Below are 17,915 nucleotides of genomic sequence, written 5' to 3' on the forward strand. Positions count from 1 at the left end.
TCGCAACGGGGCTATTCACCCTGGGTATTCAGCGGAATTGGGCGATCTGAGAGGACGTTAAGTCCGGTTTTCCTCCGTTCGTGATCGCTCGATCGTGGGACTGTTCGTCTTACGAGCCGACCATCGGTCATGCGCATGCTGGGATGCGGGCATGGGTCGAAGACCGTATCCGAGTGACTTGTCGGACGAGCGTTGGGCGTTGATCGAGCCAATGATCACGGCCTGGAAGCAGGACAGGGTGGCACGGTCGGCGACCGGTGATGCCGGGGCCTGCGATCTGAGGGAAGTCGTGAACGCGATCTTCTATCAGAACCGGGCGGGCTGTCAGTGGCGCTACCTGCCCCACGACTTCCCGGCCTGGTCAGCGGTGTTCTATTACTTCGGCCTGTGGCGCGAAGACGGTCTTGACCAGCGGATCCAGGAACTTCTGCGCTGCCAGGTGCGGGAGAGGGCCCGGCGATTAGAGGACCCGTCCCTCGTGATCACCGATACCCAGTCCGTCCGCGCGGCCGCCGGTGTCCCGAAGACCACGACGGGACTGGACGCCAACAAGAGGTTGTCGGGCCGCAAGCGGGGACTGGCCGTCGACGTTCTGGGGCTGATCATCGGCGTCGTCGTGCTGGCCGCATCCGCCCACGACAACGCCGCCGGCACCGCCCTGCTCGACCAGGCAGCCGAGCGGTGTGGGATGCGCCTGGAGAAGGCGCTGGGGGACCAAGGCTTCAAGGACGAGGTTCTCATCCACGGTGCCCTGCTGGGCATCGACGTCGAGGTCGTCCGCCGCAACTCGGACGATCAGGGAAAAGGCTTTGTCCCGCAGCCCAAGCGGTGGGTCGTGGAGCAGGTCAACGGCACGTTGATGCTGCACCGCCGTCTGGCCCGCGAGTACGACCACCGGCTCGACACCTCCACCTCGCGCGTCTACTGGGCCTCGATTGCGAACATGGCCCGCCGACGCACCACACCGAGTCCGGCCTGGCGCGACACCCTCGGGCTGGCCGCGTGAACGTCATCGAGCTCGTCGCCGACCTCCAGGACCAACACGACGAGATCACAGCCCGGATCGGTGAACTGCGCGACCAGATTCAGTACTTGACCGCCGTCCTGGCCGAGTCCGAAGCGCGACTTGCGGACCTGGCCACCACCCGGAAGGTCATTGCCGAACTCGCACCGGCCGGAGGCGAACCCGCGCCACCCGAGATGAAAAACGCCTACCAGGACATCGTGAACACCTTCAACCAGCACCCTGATCAAGAGTTCCGAGCCCGTGAGCTGCACGAACTCCTCGGCATGCCCACCGGCGAGGCATCCGTCAACATCACCCGCAGCCGTCTCGGACGCCTCACCCGCCAAGGCTTCCTCACCCAGCCCGGACGAGGCCGTTACCAGAAACGGACTTAACGACCTCTGACGTCCCGGTAGCAGAAAGGTGCCGCTGGCCTGCAAGGATGCGAGTGTCGACGTCGTATCCGCTGCGAGAGTCAGGGCACCAATCTGGTGAGCGAGCCTACGGGGTGGGACCGGCGGTTGTCCGTGGTCGCCGACGGCAAGGGGCTGATCGGGCATGCCGGGGCGGTACTGCTGCGCCGGCTGGCCGACCGTACGGGGTTGACGGTCGCGCTGGCGGCCGTGCTGCCCGCCGGGACCGGAACCGGCTGGCGAGACCGCGCGGCCGTGGTCGTGCAACTCGCCATAGCGATCGTGCTGGGGGCGGTGAATCTGTCTGACGCCGAGCAGTTGCAGGCCCACCACCAGGGCCTGTTCGGGCCGGCGGTGTCCGACTCGACGACCCGCCGGACGCTGGAGGCGATGGAGGAGGAGGTCCTGGCGAAGATCGCTCGGGCGCGGGCTCAGGTGCGCCGGGGTGTGTGGTCGCTGCTGCATCTGCGGCCGGGCGGGTTCCCGTGGCTGACGATCGCCGGGAAGCGGCTGCACCGCTGGGTGGTGATCGACATGGACGCCACGATCATCACGGCAGCGTCGAAGAAGCAGGGTGCCGCGGCGACCTGGAAGAAGTCGTTCGGGTTTCATCCCCTGGCCGCGGTGGTGTGCGAACACCTCCGAGTGTCTGGCGATGCTGCTGCGTGCGGGCAACGCCGCTCGAACACGGTGGCCGACCACATCCGGGTGCTGCGTGAGGCGCTCGCCCAGGTCCCCGGAGCCTCGACGGCGAAGATCCTGGTGCGGGTCGACGGCGCGGGCGCCACCCATGGCCTGCACGAACACCTGCGGGATCTGAACACCATGCGGCGCACGGTCCGCTTCACCACCGGCTGGACCATCACCGACGAGGACGAGAAGGCCATCGCCCTCCTGCCCGAGACTGCCTGGGAGACCTCGATCAAGCAGGACGGCAGCCTCCAGGACGGCTACTTCGTCGCCGAGTTGACCGGGCTGAACCGCCGGGAGGGCTGGATCAAGGGGATGCGGCTGATCGTCCGCCGGGTCAAGCCGTCCGGCCGGCAGATGAAGGACTTCACGCCCTTCGAAAAGAAGACGGGCTGGAAGTACTCGATCACCGCCACCAACATCTCCAGGATGACCCGGATCGCCGGCTCCCATCAGATCCAGTGGTTGGACGCCCTGCACCGCCACCACGCGGCAGTGGAAGACCACGTCCGGACGAACAAGGCCATGGGCCTGCACAACCTGCCCGCCAAGTCCTGGACGATCAACGAGGCATGGATGTTGAGCGCAAACCTCGCCGCCGACCTGGACGCCTGGCTCCGTCTGCTCACCCTCCACGATCACCCCGACCTGGCCGACGCAGAGCCGGACACCATGCGTTTTAGGCTCTACCAGCTCCCGGCCCGCCTCGCGAAGCACGCCCGCCACCGATGGCTGCGGATCGAGACCACCTGGCCCTAGGCCGACGCCTTCACCACCAGCTGGCGACGGCTCGGCGCACTGCCCGCCGCTCCATGAACCGGGTGCCACCACCCCGACGCAGGCCAGGAAGGAGCAGCCCCACCCCGGAAACCGTGGAAGCCCGGCGCAGCCGCAGCGACACGCGAAGATCCCACCCGGCACCGGCCGGGACAAACGGGATGAACCGATCACCTCAACTGGCAGCAATCACGCCTGAAGGATCGAGGTTGGTGCCCTTTCCTCAAGATCACGCTGCCGATATCCTCTTCGCCGGTCAATCAAAATGAAAGAGGGCTAGCATGCGCAAAATAATCTCAGGAATCGCGGCAGTATTCGCTCTGTTGATCTCGGGCGTCGTTTTCGCCCCCAGCGCCGGCGCTGCCGATTACCAGGGGGAGACGGCGGAGGCCGCGTCGGCGGCCGCGCTGGCGACCACTACATACAAGGTCGCGCCGGGTGTCCAGGTCAACGTCCGCAGCGGCCCCGGCACCACGTACAGCATCGTCAAGACACTGCCGGAGGGCGCGAGCGTATCGATCGTCTGCCAGAAGCCGGGCACGACGGTGACGGGCCCCTACGGCACGACGAACCTCTGGGACTACATCGGAAGCGGGTACGTCTCGGACGCGTACGTGTACACCGGATCCTCCGGCTACGTCGCCCCGCGCTGCGCCTGATCCCGCCGACGGGCCGCCGTAACGCCGGTGCGTGCGACACGTCCGCCTGAGGCGGTGGCGGTCGGGGTCGGCTGATGACCGAGCCAGGTGTGAAGGGCGCCGGCCGCCGGGGAGGACGGCGCCTGTACGGGGCCAAGGCTTTGAGGTCTGGCCTCTACCTGATGCGGTGGATGCGCAAGAAGTTCAAGCGGCTGCGGGGACGCAAGAAAGCCCAGGACGCATGGAACCAGGCCGTCGCACGACGACCCAGGTTCCACTGGGCCTGGACCACCCACGTCCCCCAGGTCTGGTGACCAGAACGACAAGAGCCGTATGACGGGCGACCGTCACGTACGGATCTGTGAGGGCCGGGAGGTGAGACTCCTCCCGGCTACTCGGCGGCTTTAGCCACCTCCCGGGTCCGGGTCCCGAACCCGCCCCCTGACTTCCATCCGAGGGAAATCAATCTCCACCCTTATCCTCGGCGATAACGGAGCCGGGAAGTCGTCAATTACTGACGCACTTGAGTTCTGCCTGCGAGGTAAGGTCAGCAGAAGAGGGAACGCGGGGATGAAATCGCGCAGGGAAGCCCGCAACCTCTCTCCAATAGGGCGCCCCTAGTAAGCGTAGAACTCGAAGATGGTAGAAAGTACTTTCGTGGACATCCCCGATCCGGAGGGCATTATGGCGACCGATTGACTGGCTTTGCTCCTGGTTGCGCCCTCTGTCCGACCGTACTGAGCAGATCAGACTTCGAGGTTTTCTGGAAGCTCGCCCCTTCTGGGCGAATGAGGTTCTTCTTCGACTATCTCCGCGATAGCCCTTCTCATGCTGGCTACATAGCACTGGACATTGAGCGGTCCGAGATAGAGTTGAGAGAAACAAGGGCGTCACTGCTGGAACATCACACAGCAGGTCTCTGATGATTTCTCGCAAATCGCTAGACTGCCGCATATCAAGAAAATCGAAATTACAGCCTCACAGTCAGGAGGTGGGGATGGCCTCGACATTCGCACTATTCTTCCATCCGGGCGAAGAGTCGACCCAGTGCAGGTTCTGAGCGAGGGGTCCCTGGATCTCCTCGCCCTATTAATCATGCTGGGAGTTGCCCTGGAGTGTGCGAAGGGCGCCGGAAGCACCTGGGGAATGGGGCGTGTCTGGGCATCCCTGTCACTGGTCCGCGACCGTGCCTGGCTTCGCTGACGCCGGGCCGCAGCGCGAGGTCGGACCCGGCTAAACATTGGTGAACGCGAGATGCTCTACCCGAACTCGCCCTTGCGCACACCATCTCGGAAGGCTGCCCATTCTTCTGCAGTGAACCGCAGAGGCGGCAGGTCTCGATGGTCCGAGTCACGGACGGCAACAGCCCCGCCACCAAGGTCCGCCACCTCGACGCAGCCCGGCCGGCAGCCGGAGGGGCACTTACTGCTCTTGACCCAGCGTGCTTGGGTCACGTCAAGCGCGTACAGTTCAGCCTTTGCCGCTTGCATGAGAGCTCCATTTGAACTCGATCATACGTTCTACTTCCACCTTCACGCTCTCTCTCCAACCTCGCAACTGGACCACAGAGGCGGCGCGCGCCCGCGCTGTGCGCGGGCCTGGATGAGGTAGAGAAAGTCGCGCAACAGTCTTCAGGACCGAGGGGCGATCGCGCAGCTCACCCACTCTGACCTGTACGACAAGACCCGGTGAAGCGCACTTCCAGGCTTCTGGCCCACACATGGCTCCCGGTCCCTGAAAAGCCCTACTCGTCACCGCTTACGCGGCTCCATCTGCGCCGTCGCTGTGGCCGGCCGGGCACGACGGAATTGCTGGTCGGCAAGGTCCGCATGGGACGCCGTCGCCGGGCCATGGACGGCGGAATCAACTGAGACGCGGCAGTACCGGGCCAGTGGGCCGTGGCGGGGTACCGCCCTGGGGATCTCGATGATATGAGCGTTTGACCTGCAGAACCTGCGGCATCACCGCCGGAAGCCGGATCGGCGATGCGCACCCGCGATCAGCGGCCACTGCCTCCCACCGCCTATCGGCCGATGCAGGGCCCGGCGAACGGCCGGGCCGCGGTCACTGGGGCCTCGGCCTGTGGGCGGCGAGGCGTTCGCGTGCCTCGGTGTAGGTGTCGGCGTCGATTTCACCGGAGGCGAAGCGGCGGTCGAGGATCTCCTCGGGTGTCTCTCGTGGTGGCTGCCCCGGGCCTTGCCCACTGCCGCGATTCGTGGGGTGCTGCGTGAGGCGGACCACGACCCCCACGAAGAGGCCGAGCAGCACGATCCACACCAGGGGTATGAAGGCCATCCAGACCCAGCCACCACCGTGCCAGTACCACACTGTGCCCACCTCCCAGGGAGGCTTCCTCTTCCTACCTTCCCCCAGTCCCAGAGGTGGTGCCAGGGCTCTTCGGCGCGTGCACCGTGCGGGTGTCGGCGTCCCTGTCGGAGCAGACGAACTGCAGGCGTTTTTATCCCCCGGTCGGCGGCGCGGGCTGGTGATGGGCCGATGGGCTGGTCGTCAGTGGTTGGGGAGAACCCTGTCGGTCCGGGAAGGCACCTGTTCTGGCGCCGTGCCTGCGGCGGTCGGCTCGGTGAGGCGATCAGGGAAGGTTGACTGTGGGACCGACTGAGGTCAATGGAATGTCGGCGCATCCGCTGTTCGCCCATGCTGTGGTGGTTCTTGTTCCGATGGCGCTCGTTGCCGGCGCCGTGCGGGGCGCATGGCTTGCAAGGCTAGGCCTGGCCTTGCCGCTGCTCGCGGCTGTGACGGGCAGTGTGCCCCGGCGGAGACCGCGTGCCGGGGCATCCGGTCGTGTGCAGCCGCTGCGCCAAGGATGGTGAGCAGCGGTTGCACAGCGTCTACAGCTGGGACTGGCTCCACCGTGCTGCCGGGGTCTTGGATCGGGGCCGCAATACGGCTTGGGAAGGACCGCGGCGCTTGTTGTCGAACTGGCGCTTGGACGGCTGAATGGGCAAGTCAGGCCTCGTGGTGGGCTGGTGATGTCCTGCTTCGGAGGACCGGGTCGTTGCGCAGTCGGATGAACGTGACGAGCAGGGTCAGTGCCTGCAGCAGGGCGCATACCCGGATGACGTCGGTGAGATAGGGCGCTGGGGTGAGGGCGAGCAGGATGCCCGCGAGGGGGAAGGGGAGTAGCAGGAGCAGGATGGTCAGGGAGAGGGTCGTGCCGAAGGCCGCGGGTGGGATGACCTGCGAGCGGAGGGTGCGCAGGACGACGGTGAGTCCTCCGTCGGCGGCCATGAAGAGGGCCACGAGGGCGACGTAGCCGGTGTAGGAGGGGGCCTGGGGCACGGCGAGGCAGGCGGCCGCCGCGACGGTTGCGCTGATGACGCCGACCCCCCACAGGCCGAGCCGGTCGAGGCCGGCGCGGCAGCAGGCGACCGCGACCAAGGTGGCGGCCGCGGCGATGGACCAGAGCGCGCCGGCGGCGGCCGCGGAGTGGCCGAAGCGGTCCTCCACGAGGATGGGGCTGGCCGATTGCAGCAGCGCGAGCATGAGGTTGGAGCAGGCCAGTCCGGCCACGAGCCGACGCAGGGACGGCAGCGCGCGCAGGGTCTGCCATCCTTCCCATAGGCCACCGCCCGGCGCCGGTTCGTCACGGCGTGCGGCGCGCAGGGGAGTGGGCGGGGTCTGCAGGGCGAGTCCGGCGGACAGGAAGGACAGCACGCTCAGGCACGCCAGCATGCGTGTCGGGCCGGTGAGTAGCAGGACGCCGCCCAGCGCAGGGCCGACCAGGGTGGCCGTCTGGTCGATGCCGATGAGTACCGACTGCACCTTGTGGGTCTGCCCTTGGGTTTGCCGGCTCACGACGGCGCCGACCGCCTCGTTGGCGATGAAGCTGAACTGCGTCAGCGCCCCGGTCACAGCGGCCAGTGCCATGACGGTGACCGTCTCCGCCGCGCCCGGCGGCACCAGGTGAAGCGCCACACCGGCGCCCGCCACCAGCAGGGCGCGGGCGAGCGAGGCGATGAAGCAGACGATCGCCGCGCCGCTGCGGTCCACCAGGGCGCCGGCGAAGCCGAACGCGGCCACCCGGGGTATCCACTCCAGTGCGAAGGCCAGGCCCGTCAGGGACGCGGAGCCGGTGGTGGCCAGCACCACGAGCGGCATGGCATAGGTGGACATGGAGTAGGCGAGGGCGTCGCACGCGCGGGGTGTGTAGACGCGCCGGAACAGGCTGCCTGTGGGGACGGCAGCGTGCCGGCCGGCTGGCTGGACCTCAGGTAAGGAGACAGTCACGACGTGGGGGTCTTTCGCTGAGTGGGGGAAGGGACGGCCAAGGCGTTGCCCGCCGCTCACGCGGAGGAGAACGCCTCCGTCGCCGAAGCCATGGGAATGACATAACGCCGCACGTGAACTCCACTCGAAATGGCGCGAGATGAACAGAGAGCAGGCCCGCCACGGGGGGTAAACAGGTCTGCCCCTGTCCTCTGCCGCCCGCGTACCTCCCCCGGAGTGCAGGCGGCGTGACCCCGCCCGGGGGTCACTTTGTTCAGCGCGTTCCAGGTGCTGCGTGTCACAGGTGGAGGCCTATAGTGAACAAGATCACTAAGCGTGTCAACTGTGATCGCGTGTTCACATCCGGCAGCCTGGACGGCGCCGGTTCCCCGCCCGTCCGCGGCGTAGTACCCCCTGCTTCCCTGGTCTGTGGCGGCGCTCATGAGGCGGTTCCAGTCGGATGGTGCGTCGCCGTGCCGCGGTAACGCCGTGTGCTCGGTGCTCGCGGGGTGATCGGCTGGATATGTGACAGCCGGGATCCTCGGCCCTTCTGGGCAGAGCGGCTGCCGCCTTGTTCGCGGCGGCCGCAGCACTGGGAGCCTCTTTGAACTCTGACGGCACCAGCCCTACAGCCCCACAACCGCCCGCACCCACCGCCGTCCCCACCACACCCCTCACCGACCCGCCGTCATCCGTGACCGCGCCCAAGACGACGCCACCGGCGTAGCCTCACGGCGACGCCGGATATCACGACCACAGGGGCAAGGAAGGGAAGGGCGGCGGTCGAGGTGAGGACTCTGACGACTGAGCCGCAGGAAAGCTCCGCAGACGTCGCCCGCCAGGTGCACGGCGGTGCGATCGGCGGTTTCGTTCACCGGGATCTGGCCGTACATGGCCACGGCGCCGCTCAACACCCTTGCCCTCCTGGTGCCGACACGAATTTGCAAGCTCTTCGACCGCTGGGACTGGCGGATCGCGCTCGCGGCGCTGTTGCTGGTGTCAGGGGCGGAGGCCTGACGCAGGGTGGGGTAGCAGTTGATGACGGTGTCGAACTGCACGAGGCGCAGGGTGCGAATGACGGTGTCCTAGACGCCCGCCAGGCGCAGCCAACTGCTGGCCTGAGTGAGGGCCTGCTGGGCGGTGATGAGGAGGTTGATGCCGGTGGAGTCCATGAAGGGAGCCTGGCGCAGGTTGACCACGGCGCGGGGAATGGACCCAAGGCGTGAGGGGTCTAGGTCTAAACCTGACGGAGGGGCCCGGCGGTGTTGTGGTCGATGTAGCCGACCACGGTGAGCACCTGGATGCCCTCGGTGGTGGTGGAGATGACCGTCAGCCGACCGGGCACTGCTGGTTCTCCGCTGTCCGCCACTGATGGTCCTCAAGCTTCGTCATTCATATGAATGCGACCGCCGTGCTCCCACTGAGGAGGTCGGCGTGAGTGGCTTAGCGTCGGCCACCGACCCTGTTCGGCGCCGGAGGACTGGCCCGGGGGAAACACCTCCCGGGCGGTCCTCCGGCGCCGCCGTGGATCAGATGGAGACGGACGCGCCGGCCTGGTGGTACTGGCCGAGGACGCCCACGGCCTGGTTCGCGACGGCGCCGACCTGGGCCAGGGCATCGGAGTCGCTGACCGTCGTGGGGCCGGCGACGACGGTGGCGTGCGGGCTCAGGCCGCCGGAGACGTTGTCGAGCTCGGTGTCGGAGATCTCGGCGGTCTGAACCTGGGGAGCGGACATCATGAGGAATTCCCTTCGTATCATGTTCATAAGGGGAGCGGACCCGCTGGGGACATGCGCGGGCCGCGACCGCAGGAGAGCGGCGTCCGGATCCGAACAGCATCCGTCTTCAGACGATGTCCGTTTCCGGACAGCTTCGCGCGAACCGGCGGCGCTAGGGATCAAACCACGATGTTGGCCCGGCATCCATGTCAACGGCTGCTGCTGCCAGAGCTGTTGTACTCCCGGTGACTCATCTGTGTGGGTACGGACACCGCTGGGGAGCAGCTTCTCCACATGCCGTGCGGCATTGGGCGATGGCCGGCGTTGCCCTGACGGTCCGGAACAGGACACTCCGCATCAGTCGAGTGTCACCCGGCCGGGTCCTGTGCGTAATCGACGTACTGCGTGCCGCCGTTGCGCATTGAGTGTGAAGATTCACCGTCCGACTCTCCAGCTGAAAAGATGTCGGCACTTGTGGGACGTAAGCCATTCGGTTGCGGAGCTGGGACGTATTCACTGCTCCCAGGACATCGCCGACGCCTCCTGCGCGGTCAGCCGGGACGGCGGTCTGACGTACGGGCCCGCCATTCCGATGTACTCGCTGCTGGACTGCGGCGGCCTGCACGGGCATGTGAAGGTCGCCCCGGACGGCACGGTGTACGTGCCCAACAAGGGCTGCGGCGGCCATCAGGCCGTGGCCGTCTCCGAGGACAACGGGCTGAGGTGGACCGTCCGCAAGAACCCGTCCAGCACCCGCGGTGACTCGGACCCGAGCGTAGGGATCGGGGCCGGCGGGTCCGTCTACAGGGGCTACCAGAACAGCGACGGCACACCGCGTATCGCTGTCAGCCACGACAAGGGCAAGACTTGGCTGTACGACCAGAACGTCGGCGCGGCCCTCGGCATCAAGAACATCGTCTTGCCGGCCGTGACCGCGGGCGACGACAACCGCGCCGCCTTCGCCTTCCTTGGCACCACCACGGGCGGCAACTACCAGGACGCGGCCGGCTTCAAGGGCGTGTGGCACCTGTATGTGGCCACCACCTACGACGGCGGCCAGTCCTGGGTCACCGCCGACGCCACCCCCACCGACCCCGTCCAGAAGGGGTCGATCTGCACGGGCGGCACCACCTGCGGCAAGGACCGCAATCTCCTGGACTTCATCGACGTCACCATCGACGCCCAGGGCCGCGTGCTCGCCGCCTACGCCGACGGCTGCACCGGCACCTGCGCGACCGGCGGTGCGCAGAACTACGACGCGCTGGCCTCCATCGCCCGCCAGTCTTCCGGCAACACGCTGTACGGCGCGTACGACGCCGCGGTACGCGGCAAGCACAAGAAGCCCGAAGGAAGCCACTAGATGAAGCCATCGCCCTCGGCTGCCGTACTGGCAGGAGCCGTCCTCAGCCTGGCCGCGGTCACCGGATGCTCAGCGGCGAGCAAGCACGCCGAGCACCCGGAGGCGACGCCGTACGCGGCGGAGCAGGCAACCGATCCGCCGGCCGGGAATGCGGCCGGTGCCGCGCCCGGCGGCTGTCCCACTGCCGCCTCACTGCCGCTCCCCAAGGACTTCCCGGAGAACCTGCCGGTGCCCGACGGCGCGGTCGTGACCTCGGTGGAGCACCGCACCGGCGGCCGGCTCGTCGTCGCCACCGTCGTACGGGGCGGCTTCGACACCACCCTGGCGTTCCTGCACCAGCAGCTCCCCAAGGCCGGATACATCCCTGAGGAGGGCGAAGTGGAGGAGGACGACGCCGAGTCGAACTTCTCCTCCACGACCGTTCGGGGCCGCTGGACCCTGCGGAAGATGTCCGACTGCGAGGGAGGGGTGTACCTGACGTACCTGACGTCTGCCGTCTCCTGAACCCGGCCCGGGCGAGCCCTCTTCTCAGTCGGTGAAACTACAAGGGGGCCACCTTTCGTGACGAGCGGAACCACGTGCGCCGTTGACCGAAGGGTGGCCTCTCGGACTGGAAGACCCCTGGTGAACGTGTGCACCGTGAGTCTGACTGGCCGGCCTGCGGGCATGGGCCCCATCCTCGGGGCCGAATTCGTCGTCGCGGCGGGGCGACCTGGCCTCCTATACGGACGCCGGCCACCTGGCCTCGGGCTGGCGCCCGTTCCACGCGATTCCGGGCGCCGCACCGGCAACCTGCACCCGGCCCAAGCGCTACAGCCGCCGTCTGCGCAGAGTGTTCTACCTCTCAGCACAGACCAGCATCATCCGTGAACGCCCCACCCGTGCTTACTACTTGAAGAAGCGCGGCGAAGCGGTTTCCATCCTCCAGCTCGGCGTCGGCCTCACGGATGCCGCGGCATGCTGGAACCGGTGAGGTCATCCGTTCGTCCACCGCGCCCCCACAGCAACACGCTGAGCGCGACGAACCAGACGAAGCCGAGGAAGCGACCGAGCGGGATGAACACCGAGCCGCCCTCGGCGACGAGCGAGCTCATCGACAACACGCCGGCCACTCCGATCACCATGCCGCTCCAGGCGACCCAGGCGGGCAAGGCGTGGCTGGCGCGCCCCGTCGCGGCGACCAGGAAGACCGCCACGCCAAGTGCGGCGATGGCCGGGCCCGCTCCGGTGATGAAGGACAGATCCGAGACGGCCCGATACGTGGACAGCTCCGCCCTGGAGCCGATCTGGGCCAGAACCCAGCTGGTACTCGCGGAGAGCAGGAGGAGAGCTCCGGCGACGGTGGCCAGCGCGCGGACCACGCCCGCCCGGGCGTCGCTGCCGTACCTGCGTACGAACGCGGTCAGACAGGGGACGAACGCCAGCAGCGCGAGGGCGGACAGTCCCTGGAGCAGGCCGAGAACGCGGAAGAGATCCTCCAGCGTGGCTGGATCCTTCAGCCGATACGCCTGTACTTCGGCGTCGCTGGAGTACGGCGTTACCGTGCCGGACGGGCCCAGCGCTCCTGTGATGACGAGACTGGCCACGAAGAACAGGACGTACAGCACGCCTGTCAGAGCGCCAAAGTCCCGGCGCTGGGCGTTCGTGCGGGTGAGCGTGGTGGTGGTCACGGAGGCGACTCCTCCCGAGGAAAGCGGTGGCGACAGAGCCGAAGTCCCGGCCCCGGTTCCTTTACCATCACAGAGCGGCTCCTGTTGGACGTCCCGCGTGGGAAGGCCGTGGGCGTACTCCCGGGGATGTATAGATCCATCCACTGAACTTCTCGGAGCGGCGCCGACCGTACTCGCTTCTGGGGCTGACTCGCTTCCGCACAGGAGACGCAGAACTCTCTACGCGGACGGGTGGAAGGCGGACGCCACCGGCGAGGGCCTCGTCGCGATCGCCTGTCCGGCTCAGTGAAGGCCGTAGGCCGCACCCGTGCTGGCCTGGATTAGGTCCGGTCAGACCCTTCTCGACGACGGCCGAACAGCCGCCGTGGACAACCCTCCTTGGCGCAGTCACGGCATGGGCAGCGAGCTGCTGCACCGCTGAGAGCCGGTGCGGACGGCCCAGCGGTGCGGTCGGACGGGCGAGCCCTCAGACTCATCCAGGGTTGCTGGTCGACCAGGCCGCCGGTCCGTCCACATCCTGCTCACCGATCGGCCCGCGGCCGGTCACGGCACACCAGCTGCGGGCTGTGGGGCAGCCGAACGGCACCCGAAGTCGTCCTGCAAGGCTGGCTTTCGCTGCGGCAGGCCCAGGGGAAGCAGCCGTCGACCACCCCGTTCTCCAGTTCCTCCGCAGCGGTTCGGGCGTCCAGTTGCTGCTGGCGGGCGACGGTGGCAGTGACGTGGTCGGCGGGGCCTGGGCGAGTGGTTCCCGGGAGCGGTGCAGGAACGCCTGCCCGAGCAGCCGACCCGCCGCAGGAAGGCACCCCCCGGTGCGAAATACTCTCCCGATGAGTTCACGCACTTCCCCGATCAGTCAGCCGATCACGATACGGAGGGCCGTCGCGCGGGATGCCAAACGGCTCACGCGGCTCGTGCGTGGCTCAGGCGCCTACGAGGGCAAGTACGCAGCCGCAGTCGCGGGCTACCGGGTCGGTCCTGATTACATCGAGGCCCATCGCGCCTTCGTAGCCGTCGGCGCCGACGAGCATGGAGGCCGGGTCCTCGGGTTCTACTCGCTCGTCCTCGCTCCACCGGAGCTCGACCTGCTGTTCGTCGCCGACGAAGCGCAAGGACGGGGTATTGGACGACTGCTCGTCGCGCACATGCAGTCCGAGGCCCGTGCCGCCGGGCTCGACCGTGTCAAGGTTGTGTCGCATCTTCCCGCCGAGGACTTCTACCACCGCGTCGGTGCAGTGCGGAGCGGGACCGCGCTCGCGAACCCGCCCGCCGTGCTGTGGGACCGTCCCGAATTCGAGTTTCGCATTCCTTCGGAATGACGCGGTGTGCTGGTTCGCAGGGCACCGGCTTCGCCTGCATAGTGGCTGGCATGCAGGAGCCGCTGGACGCCACGCGCTCCGTGTGTGCCGTCGTCTCTGCCCTGGCGGGGGGATCGCCTGCGCCGGCGGCCTCTCCCGGCGACTCCCTGGCCTCCGGCACTCCCACCTCAGCTCGCTCCACACACGATCGAGGTCGGCCGCTGTAAATACGTAGTTTTACACAACCCTGATCTGCGAGACGAAGTGGCCACAGTCCACTGTCAGCGCTTCCTGAGCATGCGCGCGACCACGTCGAGTGACTCCACGGGCGCTGCGGTCTCCGCCGCCGCCAGTGTCCCCCAAGGTCATCGCCCTCCCGGCCAATCCCCTTTCTCCGGAGTACGAGTGGTCGGCCCACCGTCCCCGTCAGGCCCGCATACGGTCACGGTGACTCCTCGCCGCTCGTGGTGCTCAGGGTGTCGTCCCGGGCGCGCGAGGGGCCTGCGCCAAGCCCGGTGCCGGGCAGATGCTATGGCCCCACAGTGCCCTTGAACGGTATTCCCTCGGCCAAGCGCCCGATCCCTCTCACTGGCTGCTTGCTGGATCTGGTCGATGAGGTGGTGCTGTGACGCCGTCGGCGAATGTGCCCGCCTCGGTTATGCCCGGTGGTCTTGTCGCGGGTGACGGCGGCGTACAGGCGGGCGAGGTCCTGCACGCCGTCGCCTGGCGTGACCGTGACGCTCCGGCCACTCCAGAGACCGCCCCCAAGGTGGGAGGACTCCCGTTGAACTGCGGGTTTTCGCGCCTTCAGTCCTTGGGGCATGTTCCCGATGACTCATCATGTGGAGTGCGTTGCCACCCCGGCCTGCTGGGGTGGCTGCGACTCCCGTGCCCGACCTCGGTGCCGGCGGGGCCGCGACCGGAACTGGGGACTGTGCTGCCGTGCTGTGGCTCAGGCGTCGATGATGACGGGGATGATGAGGGGCTTGCGGCGGTGGGTTCGGAACGCCCAGTTCGCCACGGCGCGGGCGAGGAGCTGTTCGAGTTGGCGTGCGTCCCCGACGCCCTCCTCGGCTGCGGTGGCCAGGGTCTTCTCGATGACGGGGATGACCGGTTCGAAGGTGGTGTCGTCGTGGACGAAGCCGCGGGCCAGGAAGTCGGGAGCCTCGGCGAGGGCGCCGGTGTCCGCGTCGACGATCGCCACCACCGTGACCACGCCTTCGGCGGCGAGGGTGAGGCGGTCCTTGAGGGACGCTTCGGTGGCGCCGCCGACTTCCATGCCGTCCACGTAGACGTTGCCGGCGGGGACCTTGCCGGTGATGGACGCGCGCCCGTCGACGAGGTCGACGACGACGCCGTCCTCGGCGATGACGACCCGGTCGGGGTCGACGCCGGTACGGATGGCGAGGTCGCCGTTGGCCCGCAGGTGGCGCCATTCGCCGTGCACGGGCATGACGTTGCGGGGTTTGACGATGTTGTAGCAGTAGACGAGTTCGCCGGCGCTGGCGTGTCCGGAGACGTGCACCTTGGCGTTGCCCTTGTGGACCACGTGGGCGCCCCACCGGGTGAGTCCGTTGATCACCCGGTAGATGGCGTTCTCGTTGCCGGGGATGAGGGAGCTGGCGAGCAGGACGGTGTCGTCCTTGCCGATGCGGATCATGTGGTCGCGGTTGGCCATCCGTGACAGCGCGGCCATCGGTTCGCCTTGGGAGCCGGTGCACACCAGAGTGATCTTGTGGTCCGGGAGCTTCTCCAGCTCCTTCGTGCTCACGACCAGACCGGAGGGGACCTTCAGATAGCCCAGGTCACGGGCGATGCCCATGTTGCGGATCATCGACCGGCCGACGAAGGCGACCTTGCGGCCGTGCTGGTGGGCGGCGTCCAGGACCTGCTGGATGCGGTGCACGTGGCTGGCGAAGCTGGAGACGATGACCCGGCGCGGCGCGGTGCGCATCACCTGCTCGATCGCCGGGTTCAGCTCTCGCTCGGAGGTGGTGAAGCCGGGCACTTCGGCGTTGGTGGAGTCGGTGAGGAACAGGTCCACGCCCTCCTCGCCGAGGCGGGCGAAGGCGCGCAGATCGGTGATGCGGTCGTCGAGGGGGAACTGGTCCATCTTGAAGTCGCCGGTGTGCAGCACCATCCCGGCCCGCGTGCGGATCGCGACCGCGAGGCTGTCGGGGATGGAGTGGTTGACCGCCACGAACTCGCAGTCGAAGGGCCCGAAACCACGCCGGTCGCCCTCCCGCACCCGCACCGTGCGCGGCCGGATGCCGTGTTCCTTGAGCTTGGCCTCCAGGAACGCCAGCGTCAGCTTGGAGCCGACGACGGGAATGTCGGACCGCTCGCGCAGCAGGTACGGCACGCCGCCGATGTGGTCCTCGTGGCCGTGGGTGAGTACCACGGCCACGATGTCGTCCAGCCGGTCCCGGATCGAGGTGAAGTCCGGCAGGATCACGTCCACGCCGGGCTGGGTCTCCTCGGGGAACAGCACGCCGCAGTCGACGATGAGCAGCTTGCCCGCGTGCTCGAAGACGGTCATGTTGCGGCCGATCTCACCCAGGCCGCCCAGGGCGATGACCCGCATCCCTCCTTCGGGAAGGGGCGGGGCGGCTTTCAGCTCGGGGTGCGGATGACTCATACCCTGACGGTACCCGGACAGCGGGACAGAGTGATCCAGTGCCTGTGTGCTCCAACGAGCGCTCGATACGACCCGCCGCCGAAGACGTACCGGCGCTCAGGTCGGCATCCGTCTCATTTGCACGCTGCCCCAGCCCCAAGACAAGCGGGCAGCCGCGACCGCAGCGACCGCCGCGGGTGCCGGGATGGCTTCAGGGGTCGCGCGGGCGGTGAGCACCCCCCGCGATCACGCAGAAGAAACAGGGCGAACCGACGGCCCGGGCATGCACTCACGGCCGCTGAAGTATCGAGGTTGAACGTGATGTCGACCTTCGCGGTCCGTTGTAGTCGGCCAGAGTCGATTTCAGGGTGTTCCAGAGCTGGGATTGAGCATGTTCTGCGGGCTTGGATCGGGGGCCCTGAGTATGGGGAAAATTGGCAGGTGCTGTCCCGCGGCGGGGTCTGACTCTTGAGATCTGTGACCGGGGTCTAAAACTGACGATCATCGTTGACACCTGGGTCTCCGATCACTACGGAGCTCCACATGCCGAAGCCCACTCCTGTCACCCCGCCGCTTGACCGTGAAGCCAAGCGGCGCCTGGCCGTCATACGCCACGTCGAAGAGGTCAGCGGGAACGTCGCGATGTCCTGCCGGTACTACGGGATCAGCCGGCAGGCGTGTTACACCTGGTACCGCCGTTACCAGGCCGAGGGCGTCGAGGGACTACGCACCCGGTCCAAGGCGCCCAAGACCTCTCCGCACGCGACCCACGTCGAGGTGGTCGGGAAGATCATCTACCTGCGGCAGAACTACCACTTCGGCCCCGAGGAAATCGCCATGTACCTCAAGCGGTACCACGACGTCACCATCAGCAAATCGGGCGTCTGGCGCATCCTCGACCGCCTGGACATGGGCCGCCTGTCGGCCTCCCAGCGCTAAAAGCGCCACGACCGCAGATGGCAGCGCTACGAGAAGCAGCTGCCCGGCCACTGCGTGCAGATCGACGTGAAGTTCATCGAGCCACTCGCCTCGATGCCACAAGGCCGACGCGGCGGCCGCAACAAGTACTTCCAGTTCACCGCGATCGACGACTGCACCCGCCTGCGCGTCCTACGGATCTACCCGACGCTGAACCAGACAACCGCCATCCAGTTCCTCGACTACGTGCTGCAGCGCCTGCCGTTCCAGGTCGAGGTCATCCAGACCGACAACGGCGCCGAGTTCCAATCCGCGTTCCACTGGCACGTGCTCGACAAGGGCATCGCCCACACCTACATCAAGCCCCGCACCCCGCGGCTGAACGGCAAGGTCGAACGCTCCCACCGCATCGACGCCGAAGAGTTCTACCGACTGCTCGACGGCGTCGTCATCGACGACGCCGAGGTCTTCAACGACAAGCTGCGCGAGTGGGAGGACTACTACAACTACCATCGCCCCCACGGCGGCCTCGGCGGCCAGACGCCCTACGAACGCCTCAAGCAGAAGACCACGCCCCAGGCGTAAT

At 67.4% G+C, this 17,915-nt stretch carries 17 protein-coding genes and 2 pseudogenes; 12 read left to right on the forward strand and 7 right to left on the reverse strand.

Translation table 11 applies throughout. The features are described 5' to 3' along the window. Positions 1-151: 151 nt before the first annotated feature. From ACWEK3_RS32865 to ACWEK3_RS32890, 6 genes are all read left to right on the forward strand, one after another. Entirely contained in the window at positions 152-1,006 is an 855-nt protein-coding gene (locus tag ACWEK3_RS32865; RefSeq protein ID WP_453251300.1) for an IS5 family transposase, read from the forward strand. Beyond that, the gene (locus ACWEK3_RS32870; protein WP_453251301.1) at positions 1,003-1,401 is read left to right on the forward strand and encodes a hypothetical protein; all 399 of its coding nucleotides are present in this window, start codon (positions 1,003-1,005) and stop codon (positions 1,399-1,401) included. The genes ACWEK3_RS32865 and ACWEK3_RS32870 overlap by 4 nt, the downstream gene beginning before the upstream one ends. A 96-nt stretch (positions 1,402-1,497) precedes the next feature. Further along, on the forward strand, positions 1,498-2,868 hold the full coding sequence (locus tag ACWEK3_RS32875) for an IS1380 family transposase (RefSeq protein WP_453251302.1): 1,371 nt from the start codon (positions 1,498-1,500) through the stop codon (positions 2,866-2,868). 299 nt (positions 2,869-3,167) lie between these two features. After that, a complete protein-coding gene (locus ACWEK3_RS32880) occupies positions 3,168-3,545 on the forward strand; it encodes an SH3 domain-containing protein (RefSeq protein ID WP_365436902.1) in 378 nt (125 codons plus the stop codon). 74 nt (positions 3,546-3,619) lie between these two features. Beyond that, complete coding sequence (locus ACWEK3_RS32885; RefSeq protein WP_453251303.1) at positions 3,620-3,838, forward strand: hypothetical protein; 219 nt, start codon at positions 3,620-3,622, stop codon at positions 3,836-3,838. Between the two features lie 151 nt (positions 3,839-3,989). Then, positions 3,990-4,145 carry an ATP-binding protein gene (locus tag ACWEK3_RS32890; RefSeq protein ID WP_453251323.1) on the forward strand — a complete coding sequence of 52 codons (156 nt, stop codon included), beginning with the start codon at positions 3,990-3,992 and terminating at the stop codon, positions 4,143-4,145. 638 nt (positions 4,146-4,783) lie between these two features. On the opposite strand, the gene ACWEK3_RS32895 is transcribed toward ACWEK3_RS32890, so the two are convergent. From ACWEK3_RS32895 to ACWEK3_RS32905, 3 genes are all read right to left on the reverse strand, one after another. Beyond that, entirely contained in the window at positions 4,784-5,014 is a 231-nt protein-coding gene (locus ACWEK3_RS32895) for a DUF397 domain-containing protein (RefSeq protein WP_453251304.1), read from the reverse strand. A gap of 574 nt (positions 5,015-5,588) precedes the next feature. Further along, a complete protein-coding gene (locus tag ACWEK3_RS32900) occupies positions 5,589-5,819 on the reverse strand; it encodes an SHOCT domain-containing protein (RefSeq protein WP_384089443.1) in 231 nt (76 codons plus the stop codon). Between the two features lie 672 nt (positions 5,820-6,491). Next, positions 6,492-7,772, reverse strand: coding sequence for an MFS transporter (locus ACWEK3_RS32905; RefSeq protein WP_450546482.1), 1,281 nt, complete (start codon positions 7,770-7,772; stop codon positions 6,492-6,494). Positions 7,773-8,603: 831 nt separating this feature from the next. Between ACWEK3_RS32905 and ACWEK3_RS32910 the strand changes: the two genes are divergently transcribed. Further along, on the forward strand, positions 8,604-8,768 hold the full coding sequence (locus ACWEK3_RS32910) for a hypothetical protein (protein WP_453251305.1): 165 nt from the start codon (positions 8,604-8,606) through the stop codon (positions 8,766-8,768). A 220-nt stretch (positions 8,769-8,988) separates the two neighbouring features. Here ACWEK3_RS32910 and ACWEK3_RS32915 read toward each other — a convergent pair whose 3' ends face one another. After that, positions 8,989-9,120 carry a hypothetical protein gene (locus tag ACWEK3_RS32915; protein ID WP_388730107.1) on the reverse strand — a complete coding sequence of 44 codons (132 nt, stop codon included), beginning with the start codon at positions 9,118-9,120 and terminating at the stop codon, positions 8,989-8,991. A gap of 160 nt (positions 9,121-9,280) precedes the next feature. Beyond that, a complete protein-coding gene (locus tag ACWEK3_RS32920) occupies positions 9,281-9,490 on the reverse strand; it encodes a hypothetical protein (RefSeq protein ID WP_384441454.1) in 210 nt (69 codons plus the stop codon). Positions 9,491-9,941: 451 nt separating this feature from the next. Between ACWEK3_RS32920 and ACWEK3_RS32925 the strand changes: the two genes are divergently transcribed. The 3 genes and pseudogenes from ACWEK3_RS32925 to ACWEK3_RS32935 all read left to right on the forward strand — a co-directional run. Then, positions 9,942-10,829 (forward strand): sialidase family protein, encoded by an 888-nt coding sequence (locus ACWEK3_RS32925; protein WP_453251306.1) that lies wholly within the window; start codon positions 9,942-9,944, stop codon positions 10,827-10,829. Next, positions 10,830-11,333: a hypothetical protein gene (locus ACWEK3_RS32930; RefSeq protein ID WP_453251307.1), complete on the forward strand. Its 504-nt coding sequence runs from the start codon at positions 10,830-10,832 to the stop codon at positions 11,331-11,333. It abuts the gene before it with no gap. Between the two features lie 159 nt (positions 11,334-11,492). After that, positions 11,493-11,739, forward strand: a pseudogene (locus tag ACWEK3_RS32935) (transposase); the annotation flags it as partial. A 31-nt stretch (positions 11,740-11,770) separates the two neighbouring features. Here the strand turns inward: ACWEK3_RS32935 and ACWEK3_RS32940 are convergent. Continuing rightward, complete coding sequence (locus tag ACWEK3_RS32940) at positions 11,771-12,499, reverse strand: hypothetical protein (RefSeq protein WP_450539517.1); 729 nt, start codon at positions 12,497-12,499, stop codon at positions 11,771-11,773. Positions 12,500-13,326: 827 nt separating this feature from the next. On the opposite strand from ACWEK3_RS32940, the gene ACWEK3_RS32945 reads away from it, so the two are divergent. Beyond that, entirely contained in the window at positions 13,327-13,815 is a 489-nt protein-coding gene (locus tag ACWEK3_RS32945; protein ID WP_376546806.1) for a GNAT family N-acetyltransferase, read from the forward strand. A 931-nt stretch (positions 13,816-14,746) separates the two neighbouring features. Here ACWEK3_RS32945 and ACWEK3_RS32950 read toward each other — a convergent pair. After that, entirely contained in the window at positions 14,747-16,432 is a 1,686-nt protein-coding gene (locus tag ACWEK3_RS32950) for a ribonuclease J (protein ID WP_450539514.1), read from the reverse strand. 522 nt (positions 16,433-16,954) lie between these two features. Between ACWEK3_RS32950 and ACWEK3_RS32955 the strand changes: the two are divergent. Next, a pseudogene (locus ACWEK3_RS32955) lies at positions 16,955-17,914 on the forward strand (IS481 family transposase). Position 17,915: the final 1 nt, after the last annotated feature.

It is taken from the genome of Streptomyces sp. NPDC004721 (genome assembly GCF_053601495.1).

Coding starts and splice junctions, on each gene's coding strand:
- ACWEK3_RS32865 (WP_453251300.1), top strand. CDS start 152: ATGGGTCGAAGACCGTATCCGAGTGACTTGTCGGACGAGCGTTGGGCG.
- ACWEK3_RS32880 (WP_365436902.1), top strand. CDS start 3,168: ATGCGCAAAATAATCTCAGGAATCGCGGCAGTATTCGCTCTGTTGATC.
- ACWEK3_RS32885 (WP_453251303.1), top strand. CDS start 3,620: ATGACCGAGCCAGGTGTGAAGGGCGCCGGCCGCCGGGGAGGACGGCGC.
- ACWEK3_RS32895 (WP_453251304.1), bottom strand. CDS start 5,014: ATGCAAGCGGCAAAGGCTGAACTGTACGCGCTTGACGTGACCCAAGCA.
- ACWEK3_RS32900 (WP_384089443.1), bottom strand. CDS start 5,819: ATGGCCTTCATACCCCTGGTGTGGATCGTGCTGCTCGGCCTCTTCGTG.
- ACWEK3_RS32920 (WP_384441454.1), bottom strand. CDS start 9,490: ATGATGTCCGCTCCCCAGGTTCAGACCGCCGAGATCTCCGACACCGAG.
- ACWEK3_RS32930 (WP_453251307.1), top strand. CDS start 10,830: ATGAAGCCATCGCCCTCGGCTGCCGTACTGGCAGGAGCCGTCCTCAGC.
- ACWEK3_RS32945 (WP_376546806.1), top strand. CDS start 13,327: ATGAGTTCACGCACTTCCCCGATCAGTCAGCCGATCACGATACGGAGG.
- ACWEK3_RS32950 (WP_450539514.1), bottom strand. CDS start 16,432: ATGAGTCATCCGCACCCCGAGCTGAAAGCCGCCCCGCCCCTTCCCGAA.